We start from the raw sequence: 22576 nt of genomic DNA on the forward strand, positions 1-22576 counted from the left end.
GTTGAGTTCTCAAGGAACGGACGCTTCCTTTGTACTCACCCGAGAGACTCTCTCAGGCTTTCCTCCGGGCAGTTTCCCTTCGGTCTTGCGTTTCCAACTCTACCAGATCCGTTTTCCGTTCCGTCCCCGGTTCAGAATTCATTTCCGGTGGCCGTTGGGGGCCTTTGCCTTTCGGCGTGTCCACTACGTTAGCGGATTTCCCTTGAGCCTCATAATCGAGTTCCGCGGATTCGAATTCAGACATGCAGGCACGCCGAATAAGCCCCCGCTGAGGGGAAGTCGTAGGTAGTGGTTTGGCCGCCTTCGGCTGCTGGCAGATTGCCGTAACCGGGTCAAGCGGCTCGGGCTACATTACGGATCCCTCAGGGGCGAGTCAAGTTGAACGGCGGCGTGGCGCGTGCGGGCGATATGGGCTCACCGTCGGGTCGTTGACGGTCCAGTAGCGCCAGGGGTGGACACCTCCCTCGCCGGCCACGCCCGTGCGCGGACCGTTCCGTACCTGGTCGCGTGGCGTGGGGGTGCCGGAGAGGATCGCTAGCGGGGAGTCCGGGGAGGCGCAGACGTCCGTGCCGTTCAGTGCGCGGTCCACGTCCAGGGCCGTGGCCAGGCGTGCCGGCCCTTTGGCCAGTTCCTTGTCGTTGCGGGCCGATAGTCGACGTTTACGCGCGAGGTCGGCGCCCTTCGTGATCTCTCCGGCGCGGAGCAGGACCCCGCTCGCGGTGCCTTCCCGGCCGCACACCAGATTGAGGCAGTGCCACATGCCGTAGGTGAAGTAGACGTACGCGTGTCCGGGCGGACCGAACATCACGTCGTTGCGGGCGGTGCGGGAGCGGTACGCGTGGGAGCCGGGATCGTTGGGGCCGTCGTAGGCCTCCACCTCGGTGAGTCGCAGCTCGATCGGGCCTTGCGGGGTGTTGCGCACGAGGACGCGCCCGAGGAGATCGGGGGCGACCTCCAGTACGGGCCGGTCGAAGAAGTCCCGTGTGAGGGGCGTACGGTCAGGGGCCGCGATCATGGCGGACGAGCGTAGTCCACCGGCGAAGTGACAAGGAAGCGCGGCGAATCGGCGTGGACGGGTAGCCCCCGGGCTCCGTTGCTTGCCAGGGTGAGCCGCGCGGAACCGGTCACCGGTCTATCGCGTTGGTAGAGATCAAGGATCGCGACAGGAAGACACGGGCCACGGGTCGTGGCACGGGGAGGAGTGGAGTCATGGGGTTCAAGCGGCTGCTGGCGAGTCTGGGTGCGGGCGGTGCGTCGGTCGAGACGGTGCTGACCGAGGTCAACGTGGTGCCGGGTGGTGTCGTCCAGGGTGAGGTGCGGATCCAGGGCGGGTCCGTGGACCAGGACATCGAGGGGCTGTCGGTCGGTCTGCAGGCGCGGGTCGAGGTCGAGGGTGCGGACCAGGAGACCAAGCAGGACATCGAGTTCACGAAGCTGCGCCTGGGCGGGGCGTTCCAGCTGCAGGCGAACGCGGTGCACGCGGTGCCGTTCGGGCTCGAGATCCCGTGGGAGACGCCGGTCACGACGATCGACGGGCAGCAGCTGCGCGGCATGAACATCGGTGTGACGACGGAGCTGGAGATCGCGCGCGCGCTGGACTCCGGTGACCTCGACCCGATCAACGTGCACCCGCTGCCGTCGCAGCAGGCGATCCTGGACGCCTTCATCGGGCTCGGCTTCCGCTTCAAGAGCGCGGACATGGAGCGCGGGCACATCCGGGGGACGCGGCAGAAGCTGCCCTTCTACCAGGAGATCGAGTTCTTCCCCCCGCAGCAGTACCGCGGGCTCAACCAGGTCGAGCTGAGCTTCGTGGCGGACGACCGCGAGATGGACGTCGTCCTGGAGATGGACAAGAAGCCGGGGCTCTTCAGCGAGGGCAGTGACACGTTCCGGTCGTTCGTCGTGGGGCACAACGACTTCCAGGGGACGGACTGGTCGGCGTATCTGCACCAGTGGCTGTCCGAGGTCGGCAGCAAGCGCAACTGGTTCTGACCCCGGTGCGTCGGCCGGTGGCGGCGCCGTCCGCTGCCGGCCGGGCGGGGCATAGGCTCGGCACCGAGAGTTTTCGCCGATCAGGAGGTGCCGACGTGACCGACCTCAAGAGGCCGCCGCTTCCCCATGACTTCCATCCGCAGGTGCCGTCGTTCACGGTGGTGAGCGAGGACTTCGAGCCGGGTGCGGTGCTCAAGGACGCTCAGGTCTACGCGGCGGGGAACACCTCGCCGCAGCTGCGGTGGGAGGGCTTCCCGGCCGGGACGAAGAGTTTCGCCGTGACGTGCTTCGACCCGGACGCCCCGACGGGCAGTGGTTTCTGGCACTGGACCGTGTTCGACATCCCGGTTTCGGTGACCGAGCTGCCGGCCGGCGCGGGCAGCGGCAAGTTCGAGGGGCTGCCCGCCGGTGCGGTGCAGGTGCGCAACGACTACGGGACGAAGGACTTCGGGGGCGCCGCGCCGCCGCCCGGTGACCCGGCCCACCGTTATGTCTTCACCGTGTACGCGGTGGATCAGGAGAAGCTGGGTCCCGACTCGGACGCCTCGCCGGCTGTCGTCGGGTTCAACCTGCGCTTCCACACGCTTGCGCGCGCGCAGGTCCTCGCCGAGTACGCGGCCTCCGCGGACAGCTAGCGTTCATCGGCTGTTTGCCCGCCCCCGGTCATGGAAGTGATCGGGGGCGGGCATTTTTATTGCGTTGTCCATCTCGGCGCGCCCGGCCAGAGTTGATCCAAGCCCGCCACGGGGGTGGGCCGGGGACGTACGGGAGGTGGGCGAGATGCGGGACACGCTGGTACTGAACGCCAGCTTCGAGCCGTTGTCGACGGTGACGCTCAACCGGGCCGTCGTACTGGTGCTGCAGGACAAGGCCGTCGTCGAGCAGGCCCACCCCGGACTCCGTGTGCGTGCGGCCGCCGTCGACATACCGGTGCCGCAGGTGATCAGGCTCTGCAGGTATGTACGGGTGCCCTTCCGAAGACGGGCTCCGTGGTCGAGGCGGGGTGTGCTGGTGCGTGACCAGCACCGGTGCGCGTACTGCGGGCGACGGGCGACGACGGTGGACCACGTGGTGCCGCGGTCGCGCGGTGGTGCGGACTCCTGGCTGAATACGGTCGCCTCGTGCGCGGAGGACAACCACCGCAAGGCGGACCGGACTCCGGAGCAGGCGGGGATGCCGCTGCTGCGGGAGCCGTTCGAGCCCACTCCCGCCGATGCGATGCTGCTGACGCTCGGCCAGTCCGAGCGGGACGCGCTGCCGGCCTGGCTGGCGCGTACGGCGGCGTAGCGCGGGAGGCGGCGCGCACGGAAGAGCCCGCCTCCGGGGTGCCGGGGCGGGCTTCTTCTTGGTGTGAGGACTGGTCAGTCGATGGGGGGCTGTTCGCGGCGCTCGGCTCCCGCGGGGGCCGAACCGCCGCCCATCGGGCCGAAGTTGCCCATGGCGCCGGAGAGTCCCTTGAGCGCGTCGCCGATCTCGCTGGGCACGATCCAGAGCTTGTTGGCGTCGCCCTCGGCGATCTTCGGGAGCATCTGGAGGTACTGGTAGGCGAGGAGCTTCTGGTCGGCGTCGCCGGCGTGGATGGACTCGAAGACCGTGCGGATGGCCTGAGCCTCGCCCTCCGCGCGCAGGGCGGCGGCCTTGGCCTCACCTTCGGCGCGCAGGATCGCGGACTGCTTCTCGCCCTCGGCGGTGAGGATCTGGGACTGCCGGATGCCTTCGGCGGTGAGGATCGCGGCGCGCTTGTCGCGGTCGGCGCGCATCTGCTTCTCCATCGAGTCCTGGATGGAGGTGGGCGGTTCGATCGCCTTGAGCTCGACGCGGTTGACGCGGATGCCCCACTTGCCGGTGGCCTCGTCGAGGACGCCGCGCAGGGCCGCGTTGATCTCCTCGCGGGAGGTCAGGGTCCGCTCCAGGTCCATGCCGCCGATGATGTTGCGCAGGGTGGTGACCGTGAGCTGCTCGATGGCCTGGATGTAGCTGGCGACCTCGTAGGTCGCGGCGCGGGCGTCGGTCACCTGGTAGTAGATGACGGTGTCGATGTTCACGACCAGGTTGTCCTGGGTGATCACCGGCTGGGGCGGGAAGGGGACGACCTGTTCACGCAGGTCGATCCGGTTGCGGATCGAGTCGATGAACGGGACGACGATGTTCAGGCCCGCGTTCAGTGTGCGGGTGTAGCGGCCGAAGCGTTCGACGATCGCCGCGCTCGCCTGCGGGATGACTTGAATGGTCTTGATCAGGGCTATGAAGACCAGCACCACCAGAATGATCAGGACGATGATGATCGCTGACATCGCGTCTCCCGTGCCCTTCGTGCCGTCGTCGTTCCGGCGGGTCCCACCGGAAGATCTTGAGGATCTTGCTGGTCGAGTCTGTCAGAACGGGCTCTGCGGCGTGGGGAGTTCAAGCCACCTCCCCGATCACGTCACCATGATCACACGACGATCGCGGTGGCTCCCTCGATGTCGACGACGTCGACGTGACGGCCCGGCTCGTAGCTCTCGGACTCGTCGAGCGAGCGGGCGGACCAGATCTCTCCGGCCAGCTTGATACGGCCGCCGCTGCCGTCGACGCGTTCCACGACGACGGCCTGTTTGCCCTTGAGGGCCTCGATTCCGGTGGCGAGCGCCGGGCGTTGGGCGCTGTGGCGGGCCGCGATGGGCCGTACGACGGCGATGAGCGCGACGGAGACGGCGGCGAAGACGAGGACCTGCATCACCATCCCGCCGCCGAGGCCGGCGGTCACGGCGCCCGCGACGGCGCCGGCGGAGAGCATGCCGAATTCGGGCATCGCGGTGATGACGAGAGGGATTCCGAGCGCGGCCGCCCCGATCAGCCACCACACCCATGCGTCGATGTCTGCCACATGGTCATGGTAGGACCGGGGTTCCCTCCGGCGACAGGGTGCCTTGGGGGCGGCCCGCGCCGGGTCAGCCCAGCGGGAGGCCCTGCGCGCTCCAGCGCTCGCCACGCTGCTCGACGACGAGCGGGAGGCCGAAGCAGAGGGAGAGGTTGCGGGAGGTCAGCTCCAGCTCCAGGGGGCCCGCGGCGAGGACCTTGCCCTGGCGGATCATGAGGACGTGGGTGAAACCGGGGGCGATCTCCTCGACATGGTGCGTGACCATGATCATCGAGGGGGCGATCGGGTCGCGGGCGAGGCGGCCGAGGCGGCGTACGAGGTCCTCGCGGCCGCCGAGGTCGAGGCCGGCGGCGGGCTCGTCGAGGAGGAGGAGCTCGGGGTCGGTCATGAGGGCGCGGGCGATGAGGGTGCGCTTGCGCTCGCCCTCGGAGAGCGTGCCGAACTTGCGGTCCACGTACTCGGTCATGCCGAGGCGGTCGAGGAAGGCGCGGGCGCGCTGCTCGTCGATGTCCTCGTAGTCCTCGTGCCAGCCGGCGGTCATGCCGTACGCGGCGGTGAGGACCGTCTGCAGGACGGTCTGGCGCTTGGGCAGCTTCTCGGCGAGCGCGATGCCGGCGATGCCGATGCGCGGGCGCAGCTCGAAGACGTCGGTGCCGGGCTTGCCGAGGGTCTCGCCCAGGACCGTGGCGGTGCCCTGGCTGGGGAAGAGGTAGCTGGAGGCGACGTTCAGGAGGGTCGTCTTGCCGGCGCCGTTCGGGCCGAGGATGACCCAGCGCTCACCTTCCTTGACCGACCAGGAGACCTGGTCCACCAGAGCCCGGCCCTCGCGGACCACGGATACGTCCACCAGCTCCAGTACATCGCTCATGAGCGCGTTGTCTCCCATTGCAGTCTCGGCAGTCGCGTGCGTCTTGTGGACGCATCCCCCAAGGGAAAACCTACGCCACCGGTCGACCCGTCCGATCCATCGGTCGGTCTTTAGGGTGGGGCCCATGCTTTCGGAACCACGCTCAGGTCGGCTGGCCTCATGGGGAAATGCCCTTTTGGCCGGGTTTGTTGCTCCCGATGACGCCGCGCTCGCCATAGTCGGCGAGGACGCGGTGCACCGGGTGGAGGGGCTGCCCGGCGAGTCGGCGCCGGTGGGGCTGACGCTCGCCCTGGGGCGGCTGCGCACGCTGGGGGCGACCGGGCTGCGGGTCGCGCTGCCCGCGCCGGGCCACCCGCTGGGCCTGAGCGGCCCTCCGGAGTTCAACGCGCGTGCCCTCGACGCGGAGGAGGCCGTCGTATGTCAGGGGGTCGCGCTCGGGCTCGTGCCCGAGGTGTCCGAGGCCGGGCCCGCCGGCGACGTCCATGTGGACGTCCTGTGGCACTGCCTTCCCGTGCGGGAGGCGCCCCCTGCCGATGTGCCCTCCCTCGGTGAGGCCGAGCGGGAGCTGGCGGAGGCGCTGCGGGACGCGACGGCCGTCCTTTCGCGGCTCGACGTCGCCGGGTCGGGCCCCGTGGCCGAGGCGGCGGTGGACGCGTACCGGGCGCGGGCCGAGCGGGGGCGCGAGGTTCTCGCGCCGGGTTATCCGCCGCGCGCGGTAAGAGTGCTGGAGCTGGCGCAGCGCGTCGGGCTGCTGATCTCGGTGGCGTACGAGAGCGGGCACGGCGGGGCCGTGAGCGCCTCGGAGATGGCGGCGCGGTCGGAGGCGCTGCGTCCGGTGGAGCGGACGGCCCGGCGGGCGCAGGTCGCGGCGTACAACGCTTTCGTGGAGGAGCGGGAGCGCGGGTCGCGGTGAGGCCGGGAGTACGGCGTGAGGCGGGGGATCGGGCCCTGAGGGTGCGGGGGCACAGGCGCACAGGCACTCGGGAGTGACGTGACGTGCAGGAAGGGCCCCGCGGATCCGTATCCGTGGGGCCCTTCCTGGAGGGGGTGCCTCAGTTGTTCGCGGAGGCGTTGCCGAACGTCGGGTTCAGCAGGCCGATCACGTTGACGCTGTTGCCCGTGGCGTTGACCGGAACGTGGACCGGGACCTCGACCAGGTTGCCCGAGGCCACGCCCGGGGAGTTGGCGGCCAGGCCCTCGGCGCCCGAGTCCGCGAAAGCGGCTCCGGCGGAAGCGCCCGCGGCGATACCGGCGACGGCGACGGCCAGGGCGGCCTTCTTGGCGATGTTCATGAGAAGTATTCCTCCAGCTATGGCGATTCGACCCCAGCCACGGGGGTGCACGCTGTGCAACGGGCGGGCCTGGCGGATGACACGGGCGGGGGCGGCGATGCGCCCGTTCGGATCAACCGGTCTGCGACCGGGCCGGACACGGGAGCGGCCCCCGGGGGTACCGGGGGCCGGTGGTCACGGGTGGACCTGAGACATACGTCAGTGGTTGACGCCGAGGTTGCCGAAGGCCGGGTTGAGCACACCGATGACGTTCACGGTGTTGCCGACGACGTTGACCGGGATGTGGACCGGAGCCTGGATCACGTTGCCCGAGACGACGCCGGGCGAGTGCACGGCCTGGCCGTCCGCGTGCGCGTCGGTGGCGGAGGCCATACCGGCACCGGCGGCGACGAGCCCACCGGCGACCATCGATACGGCCGCGACCCTCTTCAGCTTCTTCACTTCTTGACCCTCCTAGGCGATCACTGCGACGAACCGCCGCAGCACGCACTGGAGAACGCCGGAGCCTCGCGCAGGATGCGCCACCTGGGGGACATACACACGACAGTATGAATCTCAGCCCGGAACGGAACCATTCGAATCGCCGTCCCCCGCCGGGCCCGGCGAAGCCTCGTGCCGTCCCGCAGCCGCGGCGTCGTTCAGCCGGCCGCCCCATGGCGTACGGCCCACAGAGCGGCCTGGGTGCGGTCCGCCAGGTCGAGCTTCATCAGGATGTTGGACACATGGGTCTTGACCGTCTTCTCGGAGAGGACGAGGGCGCGGGCGATCTCCCGGTTCGACCGGCCGTCCGCGATCAGGCCGAGCACCTCGCGCTCCCGCTCGGTCAGCGAATTGCCTCTCCCCTGCCCGCCGTTGGTCTCCTCCTGCGAGAGCAGGGCGCCGGCCACCTCCGGCTGGAGCAGCACATGGCCCGCGTGCACCGAGCGGATGGCGCCGGCCAAGGCGTCCGGGTCGACGTCCTTGTAGACGTACCCGGCGGCGCCCGCGCGCAGGGCGGGGACCACCGTGCGCTGTTCGGTGAAGCTCGTGACGATGAGCACGCGCGCGGGGTTGGCCAGCTCGCGCAGCTTGCGCAGGGCCTCGACGCCGTCCATGACGGGCATCTTGACGTCCATCAGGACGACGTCCGGCTTCAGCTCCTCGGTACGGGCGACGCCCTCGGCACCGTCCGACGCCTCCCCCACGACCTCGATGTCGTCCTGGACCTCGAGGAACGTGCGCAGCCCTCGGCGGACGACCTGGTGGTCGTCGACCAGCAGCACCCGGATCCGGTTGTCAGCCACCGGGGACCTCCATCTCGATCGTGGTGCCCTTGCCGGGCTCCGATTCCACCGTCAGACGGCCGCCGACGCCACTGGACCGGTCACGCATCGAGACCAGGCCGAGGTGGCGTCCCGCGTGCCGGACGGCCTTGGGTTCGAAACCGCCGCCGTCGTCGCTGACGCGCAGGACGGCTCCGGGGCCACGCTTGTCGAGCGTCACGCGGACGTGCTCGGCGCCCGAGTGGCGCAGCGCGTTGTGCAGCGCCTCCTGGGCCACGCGCAACATGGCCTCCTCCTGCGCGGCGGGCAGGGCGCGGATGCCGCCGCAGTCGAAGGTGACCTGGGCCGAGTGGGCGCGGTCGAGCACCTGGATCTGCGTGCGCAGCGTGGCGATCAGGCCGTCCTCGTCGAGCGCGGCAGGGCGCAACTCGACCACGGCGGCGCGCAGTTCGTCGGCGGCTTCGGCGGCCAGCTCCGCCACGTGCTGCAACTCGCCCTTGGCACGGGACGGGTCGCGGTCGACCAGGGCCGCGGCGGCCTGGGCGGTCAGGCGCAGGGAGAAGAGCTTCTGACTCACGGCGTCGTGCAGTTCGTGGGCGAGACGCGAGCGCTCCTCGGCGATGGTGAGCTCGCGGCTTCGCTCGTACAGACGGGCGTTCGTCAGGGCGATGGCCGCGTGCTGGGCGAGGATCGTCAGCAGCTCCTCGTCCTCCATCGTGAAGCCGCAACCTCCTTGCGGCTTGGGGCAGTTCTTGTTGGCGAGGAAGAGGGCGCCGATGACCTCGTCCCCGTCACGGATGGGCAGGCCGAGGAAGTCGGACATCTCGGGGTGCGCGGACGGCCAGCCCTCGAAGCGCGGGTCCTCGCGCACGTCGCCCAGACGCTCGGTCTTCGCCTCGCGCAGCATCGCGGCGAGGATGCCGTGCTGGCGCGGGAGCGGGCCGATGGCCTTCCACTGCGCGTCGCTGACGCCGTCGACGACGAACTGCGCGAAACCTCCGTGGTCGTCCGGCACCCCGAGGGCCGCGTACTCGGCGTCGAGCAGCTCGCGGGCCGACGCGACGATCGTCTTGAGGACGTCGCGCACCTCGAGGTGTCTGCTCATGGCCAGCAGCGCGGAACTCACCGCGGAGAGGCCTGATCGTGGGCCGTGACTCATGCCCTCAAGGTACCGGCGGGGTGTGACAGCGCGTATCGGGCCCGTGGCGGCCGCCTTCTGGTCCGGTGGTCGTAGGGCGAAGGGCCCCGGTGAGGTGCGGCCCGCGGACGAGGCGCCCGGGGCGGGTCGGTTCCTACGTTGGAGGCGGATCGAAGCACGTACGGCACAAAGGCGGCCCGACGGGCCCGAGGGGACGGATGTCATGCCGGTGGCGATCATCACGGGGGCTTCGAAGGGACTCGGCCGCGCGCTCGCCGTGGCTCTCGCGCGGCGCGGCTGGGATCTGGTGCTCGACGCCAGGTCCGGGGCGGTGCTGCGGGAGGCCGCGGACGAGGTGGGGACGTACGGGACGCGGGTGGAGGCGCTGCCCGGGGATGTCACGGAGGCGGCGCACCGCGCGGAGCTGGTGGCGGCGGCGCGCGGTCTCGGCGGTCTCGATCTGCTGGTGAACAACGCGAGCGCGCTGGGGGCCGAGCCGCTGGTGCGCCTCGACGCGCTGCCGGTGGAGGGGCTGCGGCGGGCGCTGGAGGTCAATGTCGTGGCGGCGCTCGGGCTGGTGCAGGAGGCGCTTCCGCTGCTGCGGGGGACGGCCGGGGGCGCGGTCGTCTCGGTGAGCTCGGACGCGTCGGCGGAGGCGTACGAGACCTGGGGCGGCTACGGCGCTTCCAAGGCCGCGCTCGACCAGCTGTCCGCGGTCCTCGCGGTGGAGGAGCCGGGGCTGCGGGTGTGGGCGGTGGATCCGGGCGACATGCGCACGGATCTCTACCGGGCGGCGGCGCCGCTCGACGACGACTCGGACCGGCCGCTGCCGGAAACGGTGGTGCCGGCATTCCTGCGGCTGCTCGACGAGCGGCCGGACAGCGGGCGGTACGCCGCCCCCTCTCTTCTTCTGGAGGCGCGGTGACGGTCGCGGTGCGGGTACCGGAGGAGTTGTCGGCCCGGGTGCCGGCGGAGCAGCGTGGGCCCGGCCTGGACAGGGACGCGGTGCGGCTGCTCGTCTCGCGTGGCACGGATGTCACGCACCGGGACTTCGCGCAGCTGCCGGGAGAGCTGCGGGCCGGGGACCTGCTCGTGGTCAATACGTCGCCGACGCTGGCAGCCGCGGTCGACGGGCGGATCGGGCACGCGCGCGTGGTGGTGCACTTCTCCACGCGTGGCGATGACGGGCGATGGGCCGTCGAGTTGCGGGATCCGGACGGGCGTGGCACCACGCGCCCGCGTGCGGGCGGTCCGGAGGGGACGAGGGCGGAGCTCCCCGGGGGTGTGCGTCTCGTGTGGGAGGAACCGCTGGCGGGCGGCGCGGCGCGGCTCTGGTGGGTGCGGGTCACGGGGGACGTGCCGGCGCTGCTGCGGCGGCACGGCAGGCCCATCCGTTACTCCTACACGGAGCGCGATCAGCCGCTCTCCGTCTATCAGACGGTGTTCGCGCTGCCGTACGCGGACGGGGCGGGCAGTGCGGAGATGCCGAGTGCGGCGCGTCCGTTCACTGCGCGCCTGGTGGCGGAGCTGGTCAGCAGGGGGGTCCAGTTCGCGCCCGTCACGCTGCACACAGGGGTGGCGTCGGCGGAGTCGCACGAGCCGCCGTATCCGGAGCGGTTCGAGGTGCCGGAGGCGTCGGCGCGGCTGATCAACGCGGCGAGGGCCGGGGGCGGGCGGGTGGTGGCGGTCGGTACGACAGCCGTTCGGGCCGTGGAGTCCGCCGCGGGGCGGGACGGGGTGGTGCGGGCGGCCGCGGGCTGGACGGACCTCGTGGTGACGCCCGAGCGGGGTGTGCGGGTGGTGGACGGCCTCCTCACCGGGCTGCACGAGCCGGAGGCGTCGCATCTGCTGATGCTGGAGGCCGTCGCGGGAACCGAGGCAATTACCCGTACATACGCGGAAGCATTGGGACATTTGTACCTGTGGCATGAGTTCGGGGACGTCCACCTCATACTTCCTGACGAATCCGGTCACGCAGCGCGTTGCAATGGCAACGCTTGGTGAGGTTGTTACGTGTCCGATGTGAGCCCGGGCATAGGGCGCACATCACGTACGAAGACAGCTAGGAATGAGCTGTGGGCGGCGTTACCGGTGCAGGAGGGGCGAAATGGACCTCGCCGGGGGGCCTGATCCACTACCCGGCTTCGTACGTCACACCTTTGCCACGCAATTTTGCGGCCGCTAACAATGGCTCTCGTTGCTCGACAGCGTGGGCCGCTACCCACAGCGTTCATGTCCGAAACATGAACGGTCCTGCTTTGGACCGGTGAGCGACTTCCCCGATTCGAAGAGGTCCTCCATGTCCAAGCTCAGCTTCTCCGGTCATAGTCGCCCCCTGACGAAGACCCACAAGTACTCGATCGCCGGTATCGCCACGCTCGGCGCCGCTGCCCTCGCGTTCACGCTGGTGCCGGGCAACTCCACCGCGGAGGCGGAGACGATCTCGGCCGCTCCCGTCGCCTTCGAGGCGACCGCCGGCAAGCCCCAGATCAAGGACGTGCACGCCAGCGTCACCAACCAGATGGCCACCGCCGACCAGCAGGTCAAGAACGCTGCCGCCAAGCTGAAGGCCACGCAGGTCGCCGAGACGAAGAAGGCCGCCGACGCGGCCGCGGCGAAGGCGAAGGCCGACGCAGCTGCAAAGGCCGTCAAGGACCGCCAGGTCCGGGAGGCCGCCAGCCGCGCCGCCGCCCGCAAGCCGGTCTACGCGAACAACCTGGACGGCTGGATCCGCGAGTCCCTCGCCATCATGAAGGCCAAGGGCATTCCGGGCTCCTACGAGGGCCTGCACCGCAACATCCTCCGCGAGTCGTCCGGCAACCCGCAGGCGATCAACAACTGGGACATCAACGCGATCAACGGCATCCCCTCGAAGGGTCTGCTGCAGGTCATCCCGCCGACCTTCACCGCGTACCACGTCCCCGGTACCTCGTGGAACATCTACGACCCGGTCGCCAACATCACCGCCGCCGCGAACTACGCCGCGGACAAGTACGGCTCGATGGACAACGTGAACAGCGCCTACTGAGACTCTCCCTGGACCTCAGGGTCTCAGTGAACGCCGAAGGGCGGCACCCCGTGCGGGGTGCCGCCCTTCCTCCGTGCGCGGGTCACGCTACTTGCGCATGACCTCGGGCTCGTGGCGGCGCAGCAGGCGCGCGACCGCGAAGCCGCAGAGGACACCGAGGGCGATCAGGATCGCGAGGTTGATGCCCCACTGGCTCACCGAGTGCTCCCACAGCGGGTCCAGGTCGTTCGGGTGCGCCTGGTCCCACGGCGGCATGAGGTGCGCGAGGTCGAGCGTCGAACCGGCGCCGGCGATCGCCCAGCGCGACGGCATCAGCCAGGCGAACTGTTCCAGGCCCGGCGAGCCGTACACCTGGAACAGGATCCCGGTGAAGACGACCTGGACGATCGCGAACATGACCAGGAGCGGCATCGTCTTCTCGGCGGTCTTCACCAGCGAGGAGATGACCAGGCCGAACATCATCGACGTGAAGCCGAGCGCGATGATCACGATGCACAGTTCGACGGCCGGCGGCATCATCAGACCCTCGGCCGGCAGATCGCGCGGGATGAAGCCGATCGCGCAGATGATCACGCCCTGGAAGGCCGTGACGACGCCGAGAACGATCACCTTGGACATCAGGTACGCCGAGCGGGACAGGCCGGTGGCCCGCTCCCGTTCGTAGATGACACGTTCCTTGATCAGTTCACGTACGGAGTTGGCCGCGCCCGAGAAGCACATGCCGACCGCGAGGATCAGCATGATCGTGCCGGCGTCGCCGTTGAACCGGGACGGCGGCTTGGGCGGGGCCAGGCCGAAGTCGGCCGGGATCACTGTGCTGACGACGCCGAGGACCGCCGGCAGGATCACCATCAGGCCCAGGAAGCCCTTGTCGGACGCGATCACCGACGTGTAGCGGCGGATCAGGGTCCACAGCTGCGAGCCCCAGCCCTGCGGCTTGGGCGGCTTCATCGCCTGCGGCGGCGGCATGTGTACGGACTGTGCGGCGACGGCGTCGATGTCCGCGGCGTACATCTGGTAGTGCTGCGAGCCCTTCCAGCGGCCCGCCCAGTCGTAGTCGCGATAGTTCTCGAAGGCGGAGAAGACATCGGCCCAGGTGCCGTAGCCGAAGAAGTTCAGGGCCTCCTCGGGCGGACCGAAGTACGCCACCGAACCGCCCGGCGCCATCACCAGGAGCTTGTCGCAGATCGCCAGCTCGGCGACCGAGTGCGTGACGACGAGGACCGTGCGGCCGTCGTCGGCGAGGCCGCGCAGGAGCTGCATGACGTCGCGGTCCATGCCCGGGTCGAGGCCGGAGGTCGGCTCGTCCAGGAAGATCAGCGAGGGCTTGGTGAGCAGCTCCAGAGCGACGGAGACGCGCTTGCGCTGGCCACCGGAGAGGGAGGTGACCTTCTTCTCCTTGTGGATGTCCAGCTTCAGCTCGCGCAGCACCTCGTCGATGCGCTGCTCGCGCTCCTGCTCGCTGGTGTCCGAGGGGAAGCGCAGCTTGGCCGCGTACTTGAGGGCCTTCTTGACGGACAGTTCCTTGTGCAGGATGTCGTCCTGCGGGACCAGACCGATGCGCTGACGCAGCTCGGCGAACTGCTTGTACAGGTTCCGGTTGTCGTAGAGCACGTCGCCCTTGTTGGCGGGCCGGTAGCCGGTGAGCGCCTTGAGCAGGGTGGACTTGCCGGAACCCGAGGGGCCGATGACCGCGATGAGCGACTTCTCCGGGACGCCGAAGGAGACGTCCTTGAGGATGTCCTTGCCGCCGTCGACCGTCACCGTCAGATGGCGGGCGGAGAAGGAGACCTCACCGGTGTCGACGAACTCCTCGAGACGGTCCCCGACGAGGCGGAACGTCGAGTGGCCGACGCCGACGATGTCGTTCGGGCCGAGCAGCGCGGAGCCGCCCTTGGCGATCGGCATACCGTTGACGTACGTGCCGTTGTGCGAGCCGAGGTCACGGATCTCGTAGCGGCCGTCGGGCGTCGCGTGGAACTCGGCGTGCAGGCGCGAGACCTGGAGGTCGGAGACCACCAGCTCGTTCTCGAGGGCACGGCCGATCCGCATCACGCGGCCGAGGGCCAGCTGGTGGAACGTGGTGGGGCTGCGGTCGCCGTACACCGGCGGAGCCCCCGCGACACCGCCGGGCCCCTGCTGGGGCGGGATGTTCTGCGCCTGCTGCGGCTGCTGCCAGCTCTGCTGGGCGGGCACCTGCTGCTGCGGCGGGGCGTTGTGCGCCCAGCCGGCGTCACCACCCTGCTGCGCGACGTGCGGCTGCTGGGCCGGCGCCTGCTGCGGGTGGGCCTGCTGCTGGACCTGCTGGGCCGCGGGCACGGCCGCCCCGGCGGCGCCGCCCGACAGGCTGACCCGCGGACCGTCCGTCGCGTTGCCGAGGTGCAGCGTCGAGCCCGGGCCGATCTCCATCTGATGGATCCGCCGGCCCTGCACGAACGTGCCGTTGGTGGAGCCGTGGTCCTCGATGACCCAACTGCGGCCGCTCCAGCTGATGGTGGCGTGACGCCAGGAGACCCTGGCATCGTCGATCGCGACGTCCCCCTGCGGATCACGTCCGAGGGTGTATGGCCTGGACGGGTCGAGCGTCCAGGTCCTTCCATTCAATTCCAGTACGAGTTCCGGCACTCCATGCCCCACTGAGTTGTCCCCCGAGCTAGCCCCCATCTTGGGGAGTCTAGGGATGTCGAACATCGTGGGGAACTATTTCAGGCGGAGCCCCCTGACCGAAAGTCGGGCATTGAGGCGGGCGTTGTGAAGACCGTCCACGCGCCTGTACGCCCGCCCCGTTGACGAGGCAGAAACAGCCCCGGAGAGTGGTAAGCACCCACAAGTGCCTACGGATCATGCGCGAATGGGACATCCGATACATCCCTGTGCGGATCGGGGGCCCTGATGGAGACCGTTGTTCGGGGGAGCGGGCGCGAGGGCGTGCGCTGGAGCGACGTACTGCTCACCGCGGTCGCCTCCGTGAGCTGGGCGTTCATCGGGATGGCGGCGGTCGCCGCGGCCGGCCTCCATCTGCTCGGTGCGGATTCCGCGGGTTCCCTCGGTCCGATGACGGCCGCGGTGGTGGCGCTTGGGGTGGGTGGGAAGGTCACGCCGTCGGGAGACGTCTCGGCCTTCGGGCTTGACGGCGCGCAGGCCCACACCGCGATCGACATCGCGCCGCTCGGCGTGGGCCTCACGGGTGCTCTGGTGCTCAGCTGGTTCTTCCTGCGTTCCTTACGCGGGGCGGGAGTTGAGGTCACGCCGACCGAACTCGCGGCACGCGCGGGGAGCGTGGCCGCGCTGTTCCTGGCGATGCTCGCGGGGCTTGCCCGGGCGGGTCACGACCTCATCACGATTGACGGCGGGAAGCTCGGGCTCGACCGGATGCCGGACGGGGATCCGCCCGGCGGCATCAAGGACAGGCTGCCGGGCGGCCTCGACCTCGGAGGGCTCCTGCCGGACCACATCGGCGGCCTCGTGGACGCGAAGGCGACCGTCGGGTTCACCGTCGAGACCGGGTCCTCGCTGCTGGGCGGCGCCGCGTGGGTGATCGGCGTCCTGCTGATCGCGCTGCTCGCCTCGCGCCGGACGCCGCTGCCGCGCGCCCTCGACGCGCTGCACCGGGTGGTCCGTCCCGCCGCTTCGTCGCTGGTCACGGTGTTACTGGTAGCGGTTGCCGCGGGGCTCGCTGCGGCGGTGTACGCGATGATCGGCGACGACCATCCACGGCGGATCGCGGGCGCCGCGCTGCTCGGGGCACCCAACGGAGTGTGGCTCGGTATTCCCCTCGGCCTGTTCGTCCCGTGGGACGGCAAGGCGACGGGCGCTCTCGCGCAAGCCCTTCCCCACCCGGTCGACGAGCTGCTGCGGATGCGCGCGAACCAGCCGGTGACGCTGGGCCGACTTGCCGAACTGGACGGCAGAATATGGCTGTTGGCCTTCGCGACCGTTCTGATGACGGTGCTCGCGGGCGTGCTGACCGCCGTACGGACGCCTGCGGTGACCGGCGGGCCCGGATCGCGGCCGATGGGCGCCGTCGCCTTCGCCGGGAGGTGCGCGCTGCGGCTCGGGGCCGTCACGGCGCTCGGCCTGCCGCTGCTCGTGCGGCTGACGGACGTGTCCGCGGACGCCTCGCTGTCCGTACTCGGCTTCGACGCGTTCGGGGCCGGGATCGAACTGCACGGCCGCCTCGGGACGGCGCTGCTGCTCGGGGCCGCCTGGGGAGCGGGGGCGGGAGCGGTGGGAGCGGTGCTGGCTCACGGGGCGGGGGTGGCGGGCCTGCGGGCGGTTCCCGCTGCGCTGGGCGGGGGCGGCGTGGAACCGGAGGAGCGGTGGGAACCGGGCGAGCGGGGGAACGGCGTGGTCCGGTCCGTCGGGACCGTCCCGCCCCAGGAGGCGGGACCGTATCGGCCGAGCACTCCGTATCGGGCGACGCCGGACGGGACGAACCCGTATCTGAAGCCGCCGGACGAACGCCCGGCCGATCGGCCGGCGAACGGGCCCAGCAGTCGGTCGCGGGATCGGTCGGGGAACACGTCGGACGATGGGTCACAGGATCGGACGGAGAACAGGTCGAGCAATCGGCCACAAGATCGGACGCAGGACACGTCGAGCGACCGGCCACAGGATCGGTCTGGCAAGCGGCGGGATGATCTGCCGGACGATCTGTACGGGGCGCCGACGATGGTGGGGCCGGTCAGGCCACCCGTGCCGCCGCGGCCACGGGGGCGGCACGGGTCCGGCAAGGGCGGATGGCCCGTGCCGCCACCGCCTCCTCCGCCACCGCCGCTGCCGCACCCGCCGTCGCCGTCGTCGTCGCCGGACGAGGAGGGGCCGCAGGCACCCCGCCGGGGCCCGCGCGGCTGAGCCGAGTACGGGCGGCGGCCCGCGAACCGGCCGGTCGGCGTGGGCGCCGCCACCTGTCCGCCACACGGACCACCGCCGCGCGCCGCGACGCGGGCCGGATAACGTGGGACCACCATGAGTGCTTCGCAGCCCCGCCACCCCGCTGATGTCCCGGTCGCAGTTCCGGACGACGTCCCGACGCTCCTCGTCAAGATATTCGGCAAGGACCGGCCCGGTATCACCGCCGGGCTCTTCGACACCCTCGCCGCCTACTCCGTCGATGTCGTCGACATCGAGCAGGTCGTCACCCGCGGCCGCATCGTCCTGTGCGCCCTGGTGACGGAGCCGCCCCCCGGTCTCGAGGGCGACCTGCGGGCCACCGTCCACAGCTGGGCGGAGTCGATGCGGATGCAGGCCGAGATCATCTCGGGCATCGGCGACAACCGTCCGCGCGGTCTCGGCCGCTCGCTCGTCACCGTGCTCGGCCACCCGCTGACCGCGGAGACGACGGCCGCCATCGCCGCCAGGATCACTGGCACCGGCGGCAACATCGACCGTATCTTCCGGCTCGCGAAGTACCCCGTGACCGCCGTCGAGTTCGCCGTCTCCGGCACCGAGACCGAGCCCCTGCGCACCGCACTCGCGACGGAGTCGGCGGCGCTCGGCGTCGACGTCGCCGTCGTCGCGGCCGGACTGCACCGGCGCGCCCAGCGCCTCGTCGTGATGGACGTCGACTCGACGCTCATCCAGGACGAGGTGATCGAGCTCTTCGCGGCGCACGCCGGCTGCGAGGACAAGGTCGCCGAGGTCACCGCGGCGGCGATGCGGGGCGAGCTGGACTTCGAGCAGTCACTGCACGCGCGGGTCGCGCTGCTCGCCGGGCTCGACGCGTCGGTCGTCGACAAGGTCCGCGCCGAGGTGCGGCTCACGCCCGGCGCGCGGACCCTGATCCGCACGCTGAAGCGGCTCGGCTATCAAGTGGGCGTCGTCTCGGGCGGGTTCACCCAGGTCACGGACGATCTGCAGGACCGGCTCGGGCTCGACTTCGCCCAGGCCAACACCCTGGAGATCGTCGACGGGAAGCTGACCGGCCGGGTCACCGGCGAGATCGTGGACCGCGCGGGCAAGGCACGGCTGCTGCGCCGGTTCGCCGCGGAGGCCGGGGTGCCGCTCGCGCAGACCGTGGCGATCGGAGACGGCGCCAACGATCTGGACATGCTGAACGCGGCCGGCCTCGGTGTCGCCTTCAACGCGAAGCCCGTGGTCCGCGAGGCCGCGCACACCGCGGTGAACGTGCCGTTCCTCGACACCGTCCTCTACCTCCTCGGCATCACCCGGGAAGAGGTCGAGGCCGCGGACGCCCACGACGACTGACTCCGGTCGACGCGGACGATCACTGCTGCGGCGGGCCCCGGTACCCGTGCGGTACCGGGGCCCGCCCGCGTATCAGGGTCCGGCCGTCGGTCGACGGGTCACTCGGACGGTGCCCAGTAGTCGAGGAGCGTGGCGGTACCCGGCTCGAGAGACTTCCAGGGGCCGGTGAAGGACAGGACCGCGAAGGCGGAGGTCGGGAAGCCGCGCCGGGCCATCCGCTCCCCCGCGTCGCCCTCGGCCTGCCCCGAGAGGATGTCGGCGAGCCCTTGGATCCCCGGGTTGTGGCCGACCAGCACCGCGTTCCGCACGTCGTCCGGGGTCTCGTTCAGCACGGCGATGAGTTCCCCGGGGGAGGCCTCGTAGACCCGCTCCTCGTACACCGTCCTCGGCCGGTGGGGCAGCTCGTGGACGGCGAGCTTCCACGTCTCGCGGGTCCTCGCGGACGTCGAGCAGAGGGCCAGGTCGAGGTCGATACCGGAGTCGGCGAGCTTGCGGCCGGCGACGGGGGCGTCCTTTCGGCCCCTCTCCGCGAGCGGCCTTTCATGGTCGGAGACCTGGGGCCAGTCCGCCTTCGCATGCCGGAAAAGGACAATCCTGCGGGGTTCTGCGACGCTCATGGGTCCCAGCTTCGCATGAAACCGGCCACGGGGCGCAGGGAGTTGAAGCGCTCGACCGGCACGGGTGACGCGTCGTGCGGGGGCGCTCACGGGGTCGTGTGCAGCACCGCCTGCTGGATACGGTCGAGGAGCCGGCCGACTGCCGGGTCGCCGGCCGCGGCGTGGGCGTCGGCCGGGTTGAGTATCAGGAGCAGGAGTACGGCGAAGATGATCGCGGGCAGGGTGATCGCCCACCACGGGAGCCTGACGTCGACGCCGCCCGCTGGGGCCGGGTGGGGCCGGGTGTGCGTAGGGGCCGACATGACGCCTCCGGGGTCATCGAGATGCTCGGTGCCGTGGTCCGCGGTGCTCGCGGTCACATCTCGAATCTACGGAAGGCCGGGCCCTCAACCCATCCGGTGATCCACCCAGTTGACCCTGACACTGACCCCCTAGGGGTTAGGGGGGCCAGCCCCACCAACCCCGGCCGCGAACGGGCCGGGGTCCGCTCTCACGGGGCCGCGACGGCGTCTACGGCACCGAAGACGTGGATGCCGTCGATGGCGTCGAATACGTGGATGGCGTCGATGGTCACGGTGAGGCGATCGAGGCGATGACCGCGATGATCACGGTGATGGCCAGCATCGAGCCGAGCACGATGAGGAGCTTCTTCTGGCCGTTCTGGGGGTTCGGGTCGAGCACAGGCGACATGCGGTCAGTCTCGCACCCTTTGCCCCGGCTCCCGGAGCCGGGGTGGGCAGCGGGCGGGGGTCAGACCGCGGGGGCCGGAGCGGCCTCGTCCTCGACCGTGCGGTTGCGTCCAGCGATGACGCCCACCACGATCTGCGGCACCATCAGGGCCGCCATGAGCGCGATCGGGACGCCCCAGCCGCCGCTGTGCTGGTAGAGCACGCCGACGAGCAGGGGCCCCGGGATGGAGATCAGGTAGCCGGTGCTCTGGGCGAAGGCGGAGAGCTTGGCGACGCCCGTGCCGGTCCGCGCCCGCATGCCGACCATCGTCAGGGCGAGCGGGAAGGCGCAGTTGGAGATGCCGAGGAGGATGGCCCACGCCCAGGCGCCACCGGACGGGGCGAGGTAGAGGCCCGCGTAACCGGCGAGTCCGCACACGCCGAGGGCGATCACGATGGGGCCCTGGTTGGACAGGCGGGTGGCGAGGCGCGGGATGACGAAGGCCAGCGGTACGCCCATCGCCATGGTGACGGCGAGCAGCACGCCCGCGGTGCCCGCGGAGACTCCGGCGTCGCGGAAGATCTGCGCCATCCAGCCCATGGTGATGTAGGCGGCGGTGGCCTGGAGGCCGAAGAAGACGGCGAGCGCCCAGGCGGTGCGGCTGCGGGTGATGCGCAGGCCGTCGTCCTGGTGCGGGGTGCCGGCGGTGGTGCCGCCCTCGGCTCCCCGTTCGCGTACGAGCGGGACCCACGGGACGACGGCGGCGACGGCGAGAGCGGCCCAGACGGCGAGTCCGGTCTTCCAGTTGCCGCCGAGCGCGTCCGTCATGGGGACCGTCACGGCCGCCGCGAGGGAGGTGCCGAGCGCGAGGGCCATCGAGTAGAGGCCGGTCATGGAGCCCACGCGGTCGGGGAACCAGCGCTTGACGATCACCGGCATGAGGACGTTGCTGACCGCGATGCCCATGAGGGCGAGGCCGCTGGCGACGAGGAAGCCGACGGTGTTGCCGGTGAACGGGCGGATCACCAGACCTGCGGCGATCGCGGCCATACCGGCGCACACCACGGCGCCGGGGCCGAAGCGGCGGGCGAGCCGGGGCGCCATCACTCCGAAGATCGCGAAACAGAGCGGGGGTACGGAGGTGAGGAGCCCGGCGACGCTGCCGCTCATGCCGAGCCCGTCGCGCACCTCTTCGAGGAGGGCACCGAGGCTGGTGATGGCGGGGCGCAGGTTCAGAGCCGCTAGGACGATGCCCACGATCATCAGGCGCACGGCCCACGCGCGCGTGGGAGCTGTTTTCGCTTCGGGTGCGCTCTCGGTCCGTATCGGGGTCTGTGTCATCGTCGGGATTTCCTCACTGGCCATGGCCCCATCTTAGAATCATGGGATGATTGGGTGTCCAATCGGATTGCGTCACACTCTGCGCGGTCCCCCCGCCCGCGCCCGTTTCTGCCCGCCCCGGTTCGTCCCGGACATCGCACCAAGGACCGTCATGCCGCTGACCTCCCCCAGGCGCTCGGCTCTCTCCGAACAGGTCATCGCCGAGCTGCGCGCCCAGATCTCGTCGGGCGAGTGGCCGGTGGGCTCCCGCATCCCGACCGAGCCCGAGCTGGTCGAGCAGCTCGGCGTCGCGCGCAACACCGTGCGCGAGGCCGTGCGCGCGCTCGCCCACAACGGCCTGCTGGACATCCGTCAGGGGTCGGGCACCTACGTCGTCGCGACCAGCGAGCTGGCGGGCGTGATGCAGCGCAGGTTCGCCGACGCCGACCCCCGGCACATCGCCGAGCTGCGCTCGACCCTGGAGTCCAGCGCCGCGAGCCTCGCCGCGCAGCGGCGTACCGAGCGCGACCTCAAGCAGCTCGACGCGCTGATGGTGCGCCGCGAGGACGCCTGGGCGTCGGGCGACGCGGAGGCGTTCGTGGCGGCCGACGCGACCTTCCACCTGGCGGTCGTGGCCGCGTCGCACAACGACGTCATGACGGCGATGTACGCGGATCTCGGTGAGGTCCTGCGGGACGTCCTGCGCGTGGACGTGGGCGAGGAGCTGACGCCCGAGAACCACATGGACCACACGGGTCTGCTCGACGCGATCCGGGTCGGTGACGCGGAGGCGGCCGCCGCCGAGGCGGCGCGCTATCCGTTCCTGTGCCTGCCGATCCCGTCCGCAACTCAGTAGGCCGGCACCCGGGCCCGGGCCCGGCGCTCAGCCCTCGACCCTGGCGTGGCCGATCCAGGCCGAGCGGACCTCTTTCCAGCACCGGCCGGTGAGCCGCACGGTCTCGGCGGCCTCGGCCGGAACCTGCCCCCCGTCGCTGTCGATGTCCCACCAGCGGTCGCACTCGACGTGGAGGCTGACCGCGTCGGTCGCCGGATACGGGTTGTGGCAGTACGCCGTCACGTCCGAACCCGAGACGGTCACCCGGCAGTCCGCTCCGAAGGGCTCGGTCCTGCGATCGTCCCCGCTGTCGGCCACGCGCGCGTGGGGCACGGTCCGGGTGGAGTGGGAAGCGGCGTCGTACGGCACCGCGAAGAGGAGTACGAGAGCGGCGAGTACCGGGGCACTGCGCTGAAAGAGGCGCACAAGGGGACCTCCTCGGCCGTACGGGAGAGGGGGAACGAACGCCTTCCCAGCCTGCGGGCCCA

Annotated in this window: 24 protein-coding genes; 10 read left to right on the plus strand and 14 right to left on the minus strand. The window is 70.7% G+C overall.

Translation table 11 applies throughout. The features are described from left to right. Nucleotides 1–373: 373 nt before the first annotated feature. Nucleotides 374–1015 carry a DNA-3-methyladenine glycosylase gene (locus tag ACFC96_RS45560; RefSeq protein WP_376618619.1) on the minus strand — a complete coding sequence of 214 codons (642 nt, stop codon included), beginning with the start codon at nucleotides 1013–1015 and terminating at the stop codon, nucleotides 374–376. Between the two features lie 194 nt (nucleotides 1016–1209). Between ACFC96_RS45560 and ACFC96_RS45565 the strand changes: the two genes are divergently transcribed. The 3 genes from ACFC96_RS45565 to ACFC96_RS45575 all read left to right on the plus strand — a co-directional run bounded on the left by ACFC96_RS45565 (nucleotide 1210) and on the right by ACFC96_RS45575 (nucleotide 3279). Then, entirely contained in the window at nucleotides 1210–1992 is a 783-nt protein-coding gene (locus ACFC96_RS45565) for a sporulation protein (RefSeq protein ID WP_376264305.1), read from the plus strand. A gap of 95 nt (nucleotides 1993–2087) precedes the next feature. Continuing rightward, nucleotides 2088–2627: a YbhB/YbcL family Raf kinase inhibitor-like protein gene (locus ACFC96_RS45570; protein ID WP_116502869.1), complete on the plus strand. Its 540-nt coding sequence runs from the start codon at nucleotides 2088–2090 to the stop codon at nucleotides 2625–2627. Between the two features lie 145 nt (nucleotides 2628–2772). Beyond that, on the plus strand, nucleotides 2773–3279 hold the full coding sequence (locus ACFC96_RS45575; RefSeq protein ID WP_266668985.1) for an HNH endonuclease: 507 nt from the start codon (nucleotides 2773–2775) through the stop codon (nucleotides 3277–3279). Nucleotides 3280–3353: 74 nt separating this feature from the next. Here ACFC96_RS45575 and ACFC96_RS45580 read toward each other — a convergent pair whose 3' ends face one another. The 3 genes from ACFC96_RS45580 to ACFC96_RS45590 form a co-directional block, all read right to left on the minus strand. Next, entirely contained in the window at nucleotides 3354–4286 is a 933-nt protein-coding gene (locus ACFC96_RS45580) for an SPFH domain-containing protein (protein ID WP_100592537.1), read from the minus strand. Between the two features lie 140 nt (nucleotides 4287–4426). Beyond that, nucleotides 4427–4858: an NfeD family protein gene (locus ACFC96_RS45585; protein WP_376264302.1), complete on the minus strand. Its 432-nt coding sequence runs from the start codon at nucleotides 4856–4858 to the stop codon at nucleotides 4427–4429. A 64-nt stretch (nucleotides 4859–4922) separates the two neighbouring features. Continuing rightward, entirely contained in the window at nucleotides 4923–5720 is a 798-nt protein-coding gene (locus ACFC96_RS45590) for an ABC transporter ATP-binding protein (protein WP_376264299.1), read from the minus strand. Between the two features lie 124 nt (nucleotides 5721–5844). Between ACFC96_RS45590 and ACFC96_RS45595 the strand changes: the two genes are divergently transcribed. Continuing rightward, entirely contained in the window at nucleotides 5845–6633 is a 789-nt protein-coding gene (locus tag ACFC96_RS45595) for a hypothetical protein (RefSeq protein ID WP_376618620.1), read from the plus strand. Between the two features lie 139 nt (nucleotides 6634–6772). On the opposite strand, the gene ACFC96_RS45600 is transcribed toward ACFC96_RS45595, so the two are convergent. The 4 genes from ACFC96_RS45600 to ACFC96_RS45615 all read right to left on the minus strand — a co-directional run bounded on the left by ACFC96_RS45600 (nucleotide 6773) and on the right by ACFC96_RS45615 (nucleotide 9433). Continuing rightward, complete coding sequence (locus ACFC96_RS45600; protein ID WP_376618621.1) at nucleotides 6773–7012, minus strand: chaplin; 240 nt, start codon at nucleotides 7010–7012, stop codon at nucleotides 6773–6775. A 198-nt stretch (nucleotides 7013–7210) separates the two neighbouring features. After that, entirely contained in the window at nucleotides 7211–7453 is a 243-nt protein-coding gene (locus ACFC96_RS45605) for a chaplin (RefSeq protein ID WP_376264292.1), read from the minus strand. A 197-nt stretch (nucleotides 7454–7650) separates the two neighbouring features. Next, on the minus strand, nucleotides 7651–8295 hold the full coding sequence (locus ACFC96_RS45610; protein ID WP_376264289.1) for a response regulator: 645 nt from the start codon (nucleotides 8293–8295) through the stop codon (nucleotides 7651–7653). Beyond that, the gene (locus tag ACFC96_RS45615; RefSeq protein WP_376264286.1) at nucleotides 8288–9433 is read right to left on the minus strand and encodes a GAF domain-containing sensor histidine kinase; all 1146 of its coding nucleotides are present in this window, start codon (nucleotides 9431–9433) and stop codon (nucleotides 8288–8290) included. The genes ACFC96_RS45610 and ACFC96_RS45615 overlap by 8 nt, the downstream gene beginning before the upstream one ends. Nucleotides 9434–9635: 202 nt before the next feature. On the opposite strand from ACFC96_RS45615, the gene ACFC96_RS45620 reads away from it, so the two are divergent. The 3 genes from ACFC96_RS45620 (at nucleotide 9636) to ACFC96_RS45630 (ending at nucleotide 12440) form a co-directional block, all read left to right on the plus strand. Next, the gene (locus tag ACFC96_RS45620) at nucleotides 9636–10337 is read left to right on the plus strand and encodes an SDR family NAD(P)-dependent oxidoreductase (protein ID WP_376264284.1); all 702 of its coding nucleotides are present in this window, start codon (nucleotides 9636–9638) and stop codon (nucleotides 10335–10337) included. Further along, entirely contained in the window at nucleotides 10334–11416 is a 1083-nt protein-coding gene (locus ACFC96_RS45625) for an S-adenosylmethionine:tRNA ribosyltransferase-isomerase (protein WP_376618622.1), read from the plus strand. The genes ACFC96_RS45620 and ACFC96_RS45625 overlap by 4 nt, the downstream gene beginning before the upstream one ends. Nucleotides 11417–11711: 295 nt before the next feature. After that, nucleotides 11712–12440 carry a transglycosylase SLT domain-containing protein gene (locus ACFC96_RS45630; protein ID WP_376264279.1) on the plus strand — a complete coding sequence of 243 codons (729 nt, stop codon included), beginning with the start codon at nucleotides 11712–11714 and terminating at the stop codon, nucleotides 12438–12440. An 87-nt stretch (nucleotides 12441–12527) separates the two neighbouring features. On the opposite strand, the gene ACFC96_RS45635 is transcribed toward ACFC96_RS45630, so the two are convergent. Continuing rightward, nucleotides 12528–15104 carry an FHA domain-containing protein gene (locus ACFC96_RS45635; protein WP_376618624.1) on the minus strand — a complete coding sequence of 859 codons (2577 nt, stop codon included), beginning with the start codon at nucleotides 15102–15104 and terminating at the stop codon, nucleotides 12528–12530. A 228-nt stretch (nucleotides 15105–15332) separates the two neighbouring features. On the opposite strand from ACFC96_RS45635, the gene ACFC96_RS45640 reads away from it, so the two are divergent. Both ACFC96_RS45640 and serB read left to right on the plus strand, forming a co-directional pair. Beyond that, on the plus strand, nucleotides 15333–17294 hold the full coding sequence (locus ACFC96_RS45640; protein ID WP_376618626.1) for a streptophobe family protein: 1962 nt from the start codon (nucleotides 15333–15335) through the stop codon (nucleotides 17292–17294). A gap of 114 nt (nucleotides 17295–17408) precedes the next feature. Further along, a complete protein-coding gene (gene serB / locus ACFC96_RS45645; protein ID WP_266565834.1) occupies nucleotides 17409–18647 on the plus strand; it encodes a phosphoserine phosphatase SerB in 1239 nt (412 codons plus the stop codon). A gap of 98 nt (nucleotides 18648–18745) precedes the next feature. Here serB and ACFC96_RS45650 read toward each other — a convergent pair whose 3' ends face one another. From ACFC96_RS45650 to ACFC96_RS45665, 4 genes are all read right to left on the minus strand, one after another. Continuing rightward, nucleotides 18746–19264: a histidine phosphatase family protein gene (locus tag ACFC96_RS45650; protein ID WP_376264270.1), complete on the minus strand. Its 519-nt coding sequence runs from the start codon at nucleotides 19262–19264 to the stop codon at nucleotides 18746–18748. An 86-nt stretch (nucleotides 19265–19350) separates the two neighbouring features. Continuing rightward, nucleotides 19351–19566 carry a hypothetical protein gene (locus tag ACFC96_RS45655; protein WP_376264319.1) on the minus strand — a complete coding sequence of 72 codons (216 nt, stop codon included), beginning with the start codon at nucleotides 19564–19566 and terminating at the stop codon, nucleotides 19351–19353. A 268-nt stretch (nucleotides 19567–19834) separates the two neighbouring features. Then, entirely contained in the window at nucleotides 19835–19954 is a 120-nt protein-coding gene (locus ACFC96_RS45660; RefSeq protein ID WP_264484672.1) for an SGM_5486 family transporter-associated protein, read from the minus strand. Nucleotides 19955–20014: 60 nt separating this feature from the next. Beyond that, complete coding sequence (locus tag ACFC96_RS45665; RefSeq protein WP_376264267.1) at nucleotides 20015–21298, minus strand: CynX/NimT family MFS transporter; 1284 nt, start codon at nucleotides 21296–21298, stop codon at nucleotides 20015–20017. A gap of 127 nt (nucleotides 21299–21425) precedes the next feature. On the opposite strand from ACFC96_RS45665, the gene ACFC96_RS45670 reads away from it, so the two are divergent. Continuing rightward, complete coding sequence (locus ACFC96_RS45670; RefSeq protein WP_266565828.1) at nucleotides 21426–22109, plus strand: FadR/GntR family transcriptional regulator; 684 nt, start codon at nucleotides 21426–21428, stop codon at nucleotides 22107–22109. Nucleotides 22110–22136: 27 nt separating this feature from the next. On the opposite strand, the gene ACFC96_RS45675 is transcribed toward ACFC96_RS45670, so the two are convergent. Continuing rightward, nucleotides 22137–22514 (minus strand): hypothetical protein, encoded by a 378-nt coding sequence (locus tag ACFC96_RS45675; RefSeq protein WP_376264262.1) that lies wholly within the window; start codon nucleotides 22512–22514, stop codon nucleotides 22137–22139. Nucleotides 22515–22576: the final 62 nt, after the last annotated feature.

The organism is Streptomyces sp. NPDC055955, assembly GCF_042270245.1.
In the GTDB taxonomy this organism is placed as follows: Bacteria; Actinomycetota; Actinomycetes; order Streptomycetales; family Streptomycetaceae; genus Streptomyces.

What these genes read in the sequence shown, in the direction of transcription:
- ACFC96_RS45565 (WP_376264305.1), top strand. Translation starts at nt 1,210, where the DNA reads ATGGGGTTCAAGCGGCTGCTGGCGAGTCTGGGTGCGGGCGGTGCGTCG.
- ACFC96_RS45655 (WP_376264319.1), bottom strand. Translation starts at nt 19,566, where the DNA reads ATGTCGGCCCCTACGCACACCCGGCCCCACCCGGCCCCAGCGGGCGGC.
- ACFC96_RS45620 (WP_376264284.1), top strand. Translation starts at nt 9,636, where the DNA reads ATGCCGGTGGCGATCATCACGGGGGCTTCGAAGGGACTCGGCCGCGCG.
- ACFC96_RS45630 (WP_376264279.1), top strand. Translation starts at nt 11,712, where the DNA reads ATGTCCAAGCTCAGCTTCTCCGGTCATAGTCGCCCCCTGACGAAGACC.
- ACFC96_RS45635 (WP_376618624.1), bottom strand. Translation starts at nt 15,104, where the DNA reads ATGGGGGCTAGCTCGGGGGACAACTCAGTGGGGCATGGAGTGCCGGAA.
- ACFC96_RS45660 (WP_264484672.1), bottom strand. Translation starts at nt 19,954, where the DNA reads ATGTCGCCTGTGCTCGACCCGAACCCCCAGAACGGCCAGAAGAAGCTC.
- serB (WP_266565834.1), top strand. Translation starts at nt 17,409, where the DNA reads ATGAGTGCTTCGCAGCCCCGCCACCCCGCTGATGTCCCGGTCGCAGTT.
- ACFC96_RS45575 (WP_266668985.1), top strand. Translation starts at nt 2,773, where the DNA reads ATGCGGGACACGCTGGTACTGAACGCCAGCTTCGAGCCGTTGTCGACG.
- ACFC96_RS45560 (WP_376618619.1), bottom strand. Translation starts at nt 1,015, where the DNA reads ATGATCGCGGCCCCTGACCGTACGCCCCTCACACGGGACTTCTTCGAC.
- ACFC96_RS45595 (WP_376618620.1), top strand. Translation starts at nt 5,845, where the DNA reads ATGCTTTCGGAACCACGCTCAGGTCGGCTGGCCTCATGGGGAAATGCC.
- ACFC96_RS45580 (WP_100592537.1), bottom strand. Translation starts at nt 4,286, where the DNA reads ATGTCAGCGATCATCATCGTCCTGATCATTCTGGTGGTGCTGGTCTTC.
- ACFC96_RS45640 (WP_376618626.1), top strand. Translation starts at nt 15,333, where the DNA reads ATGGAGACCGTTGTTCGGGGGAGCGGGCGCGAGGGCGTGCGCTGGAGC.
- ACFC96_RS45615 (WP_376264286.1), bottom strand. Translation starts at nt 9,433, where the DNA reads ATGAGTCACGGCCCACGATCAGGCCTCTCCGCGGTGAGTTCCGCGCTG.
- ACFC96_RS45590 (WP_376264299.1), bottom strand. Translation starts at nt 5,720, where the DNA reads ATGAGCGATGTACTGGAGCTGGTGGACGTATCCGTGGTCCGCGAGGGC.
- ACFC96_RS45665 (WP_376264267.1), bottom strand. Translation starts at nt 21,298, where the DNA reads ATGGCCAGTGAGGAAATCCCGACGATGACACAGACCCCGATACGGACC.
- ACFC96_RS45670 (WP_266565828.1), top strand. Translation starts at nt 21,426, where the DNA reads ATGCCGCTGACCTCCCCCAGGCGCTCGGCTCTCTCCGAACAGGTCATC.
- ACFC96_RS45600 (WP_376618621.1), bottom strand. Translation starts at nt 7,012, where the DNA reads ATGAACATCGCCAAGAAGGCCGCCCTGGCCGTCGCCGTCGCCGGTATC.
- ACFC96_RS45650 (WP_376264270.1), bottom strand. Translation starts at nt 19,264, where the DNA reads ATGAGCGTCGCAGAACCCCGCAGGATTGTCCTTTTCCGGCATGCGAAG.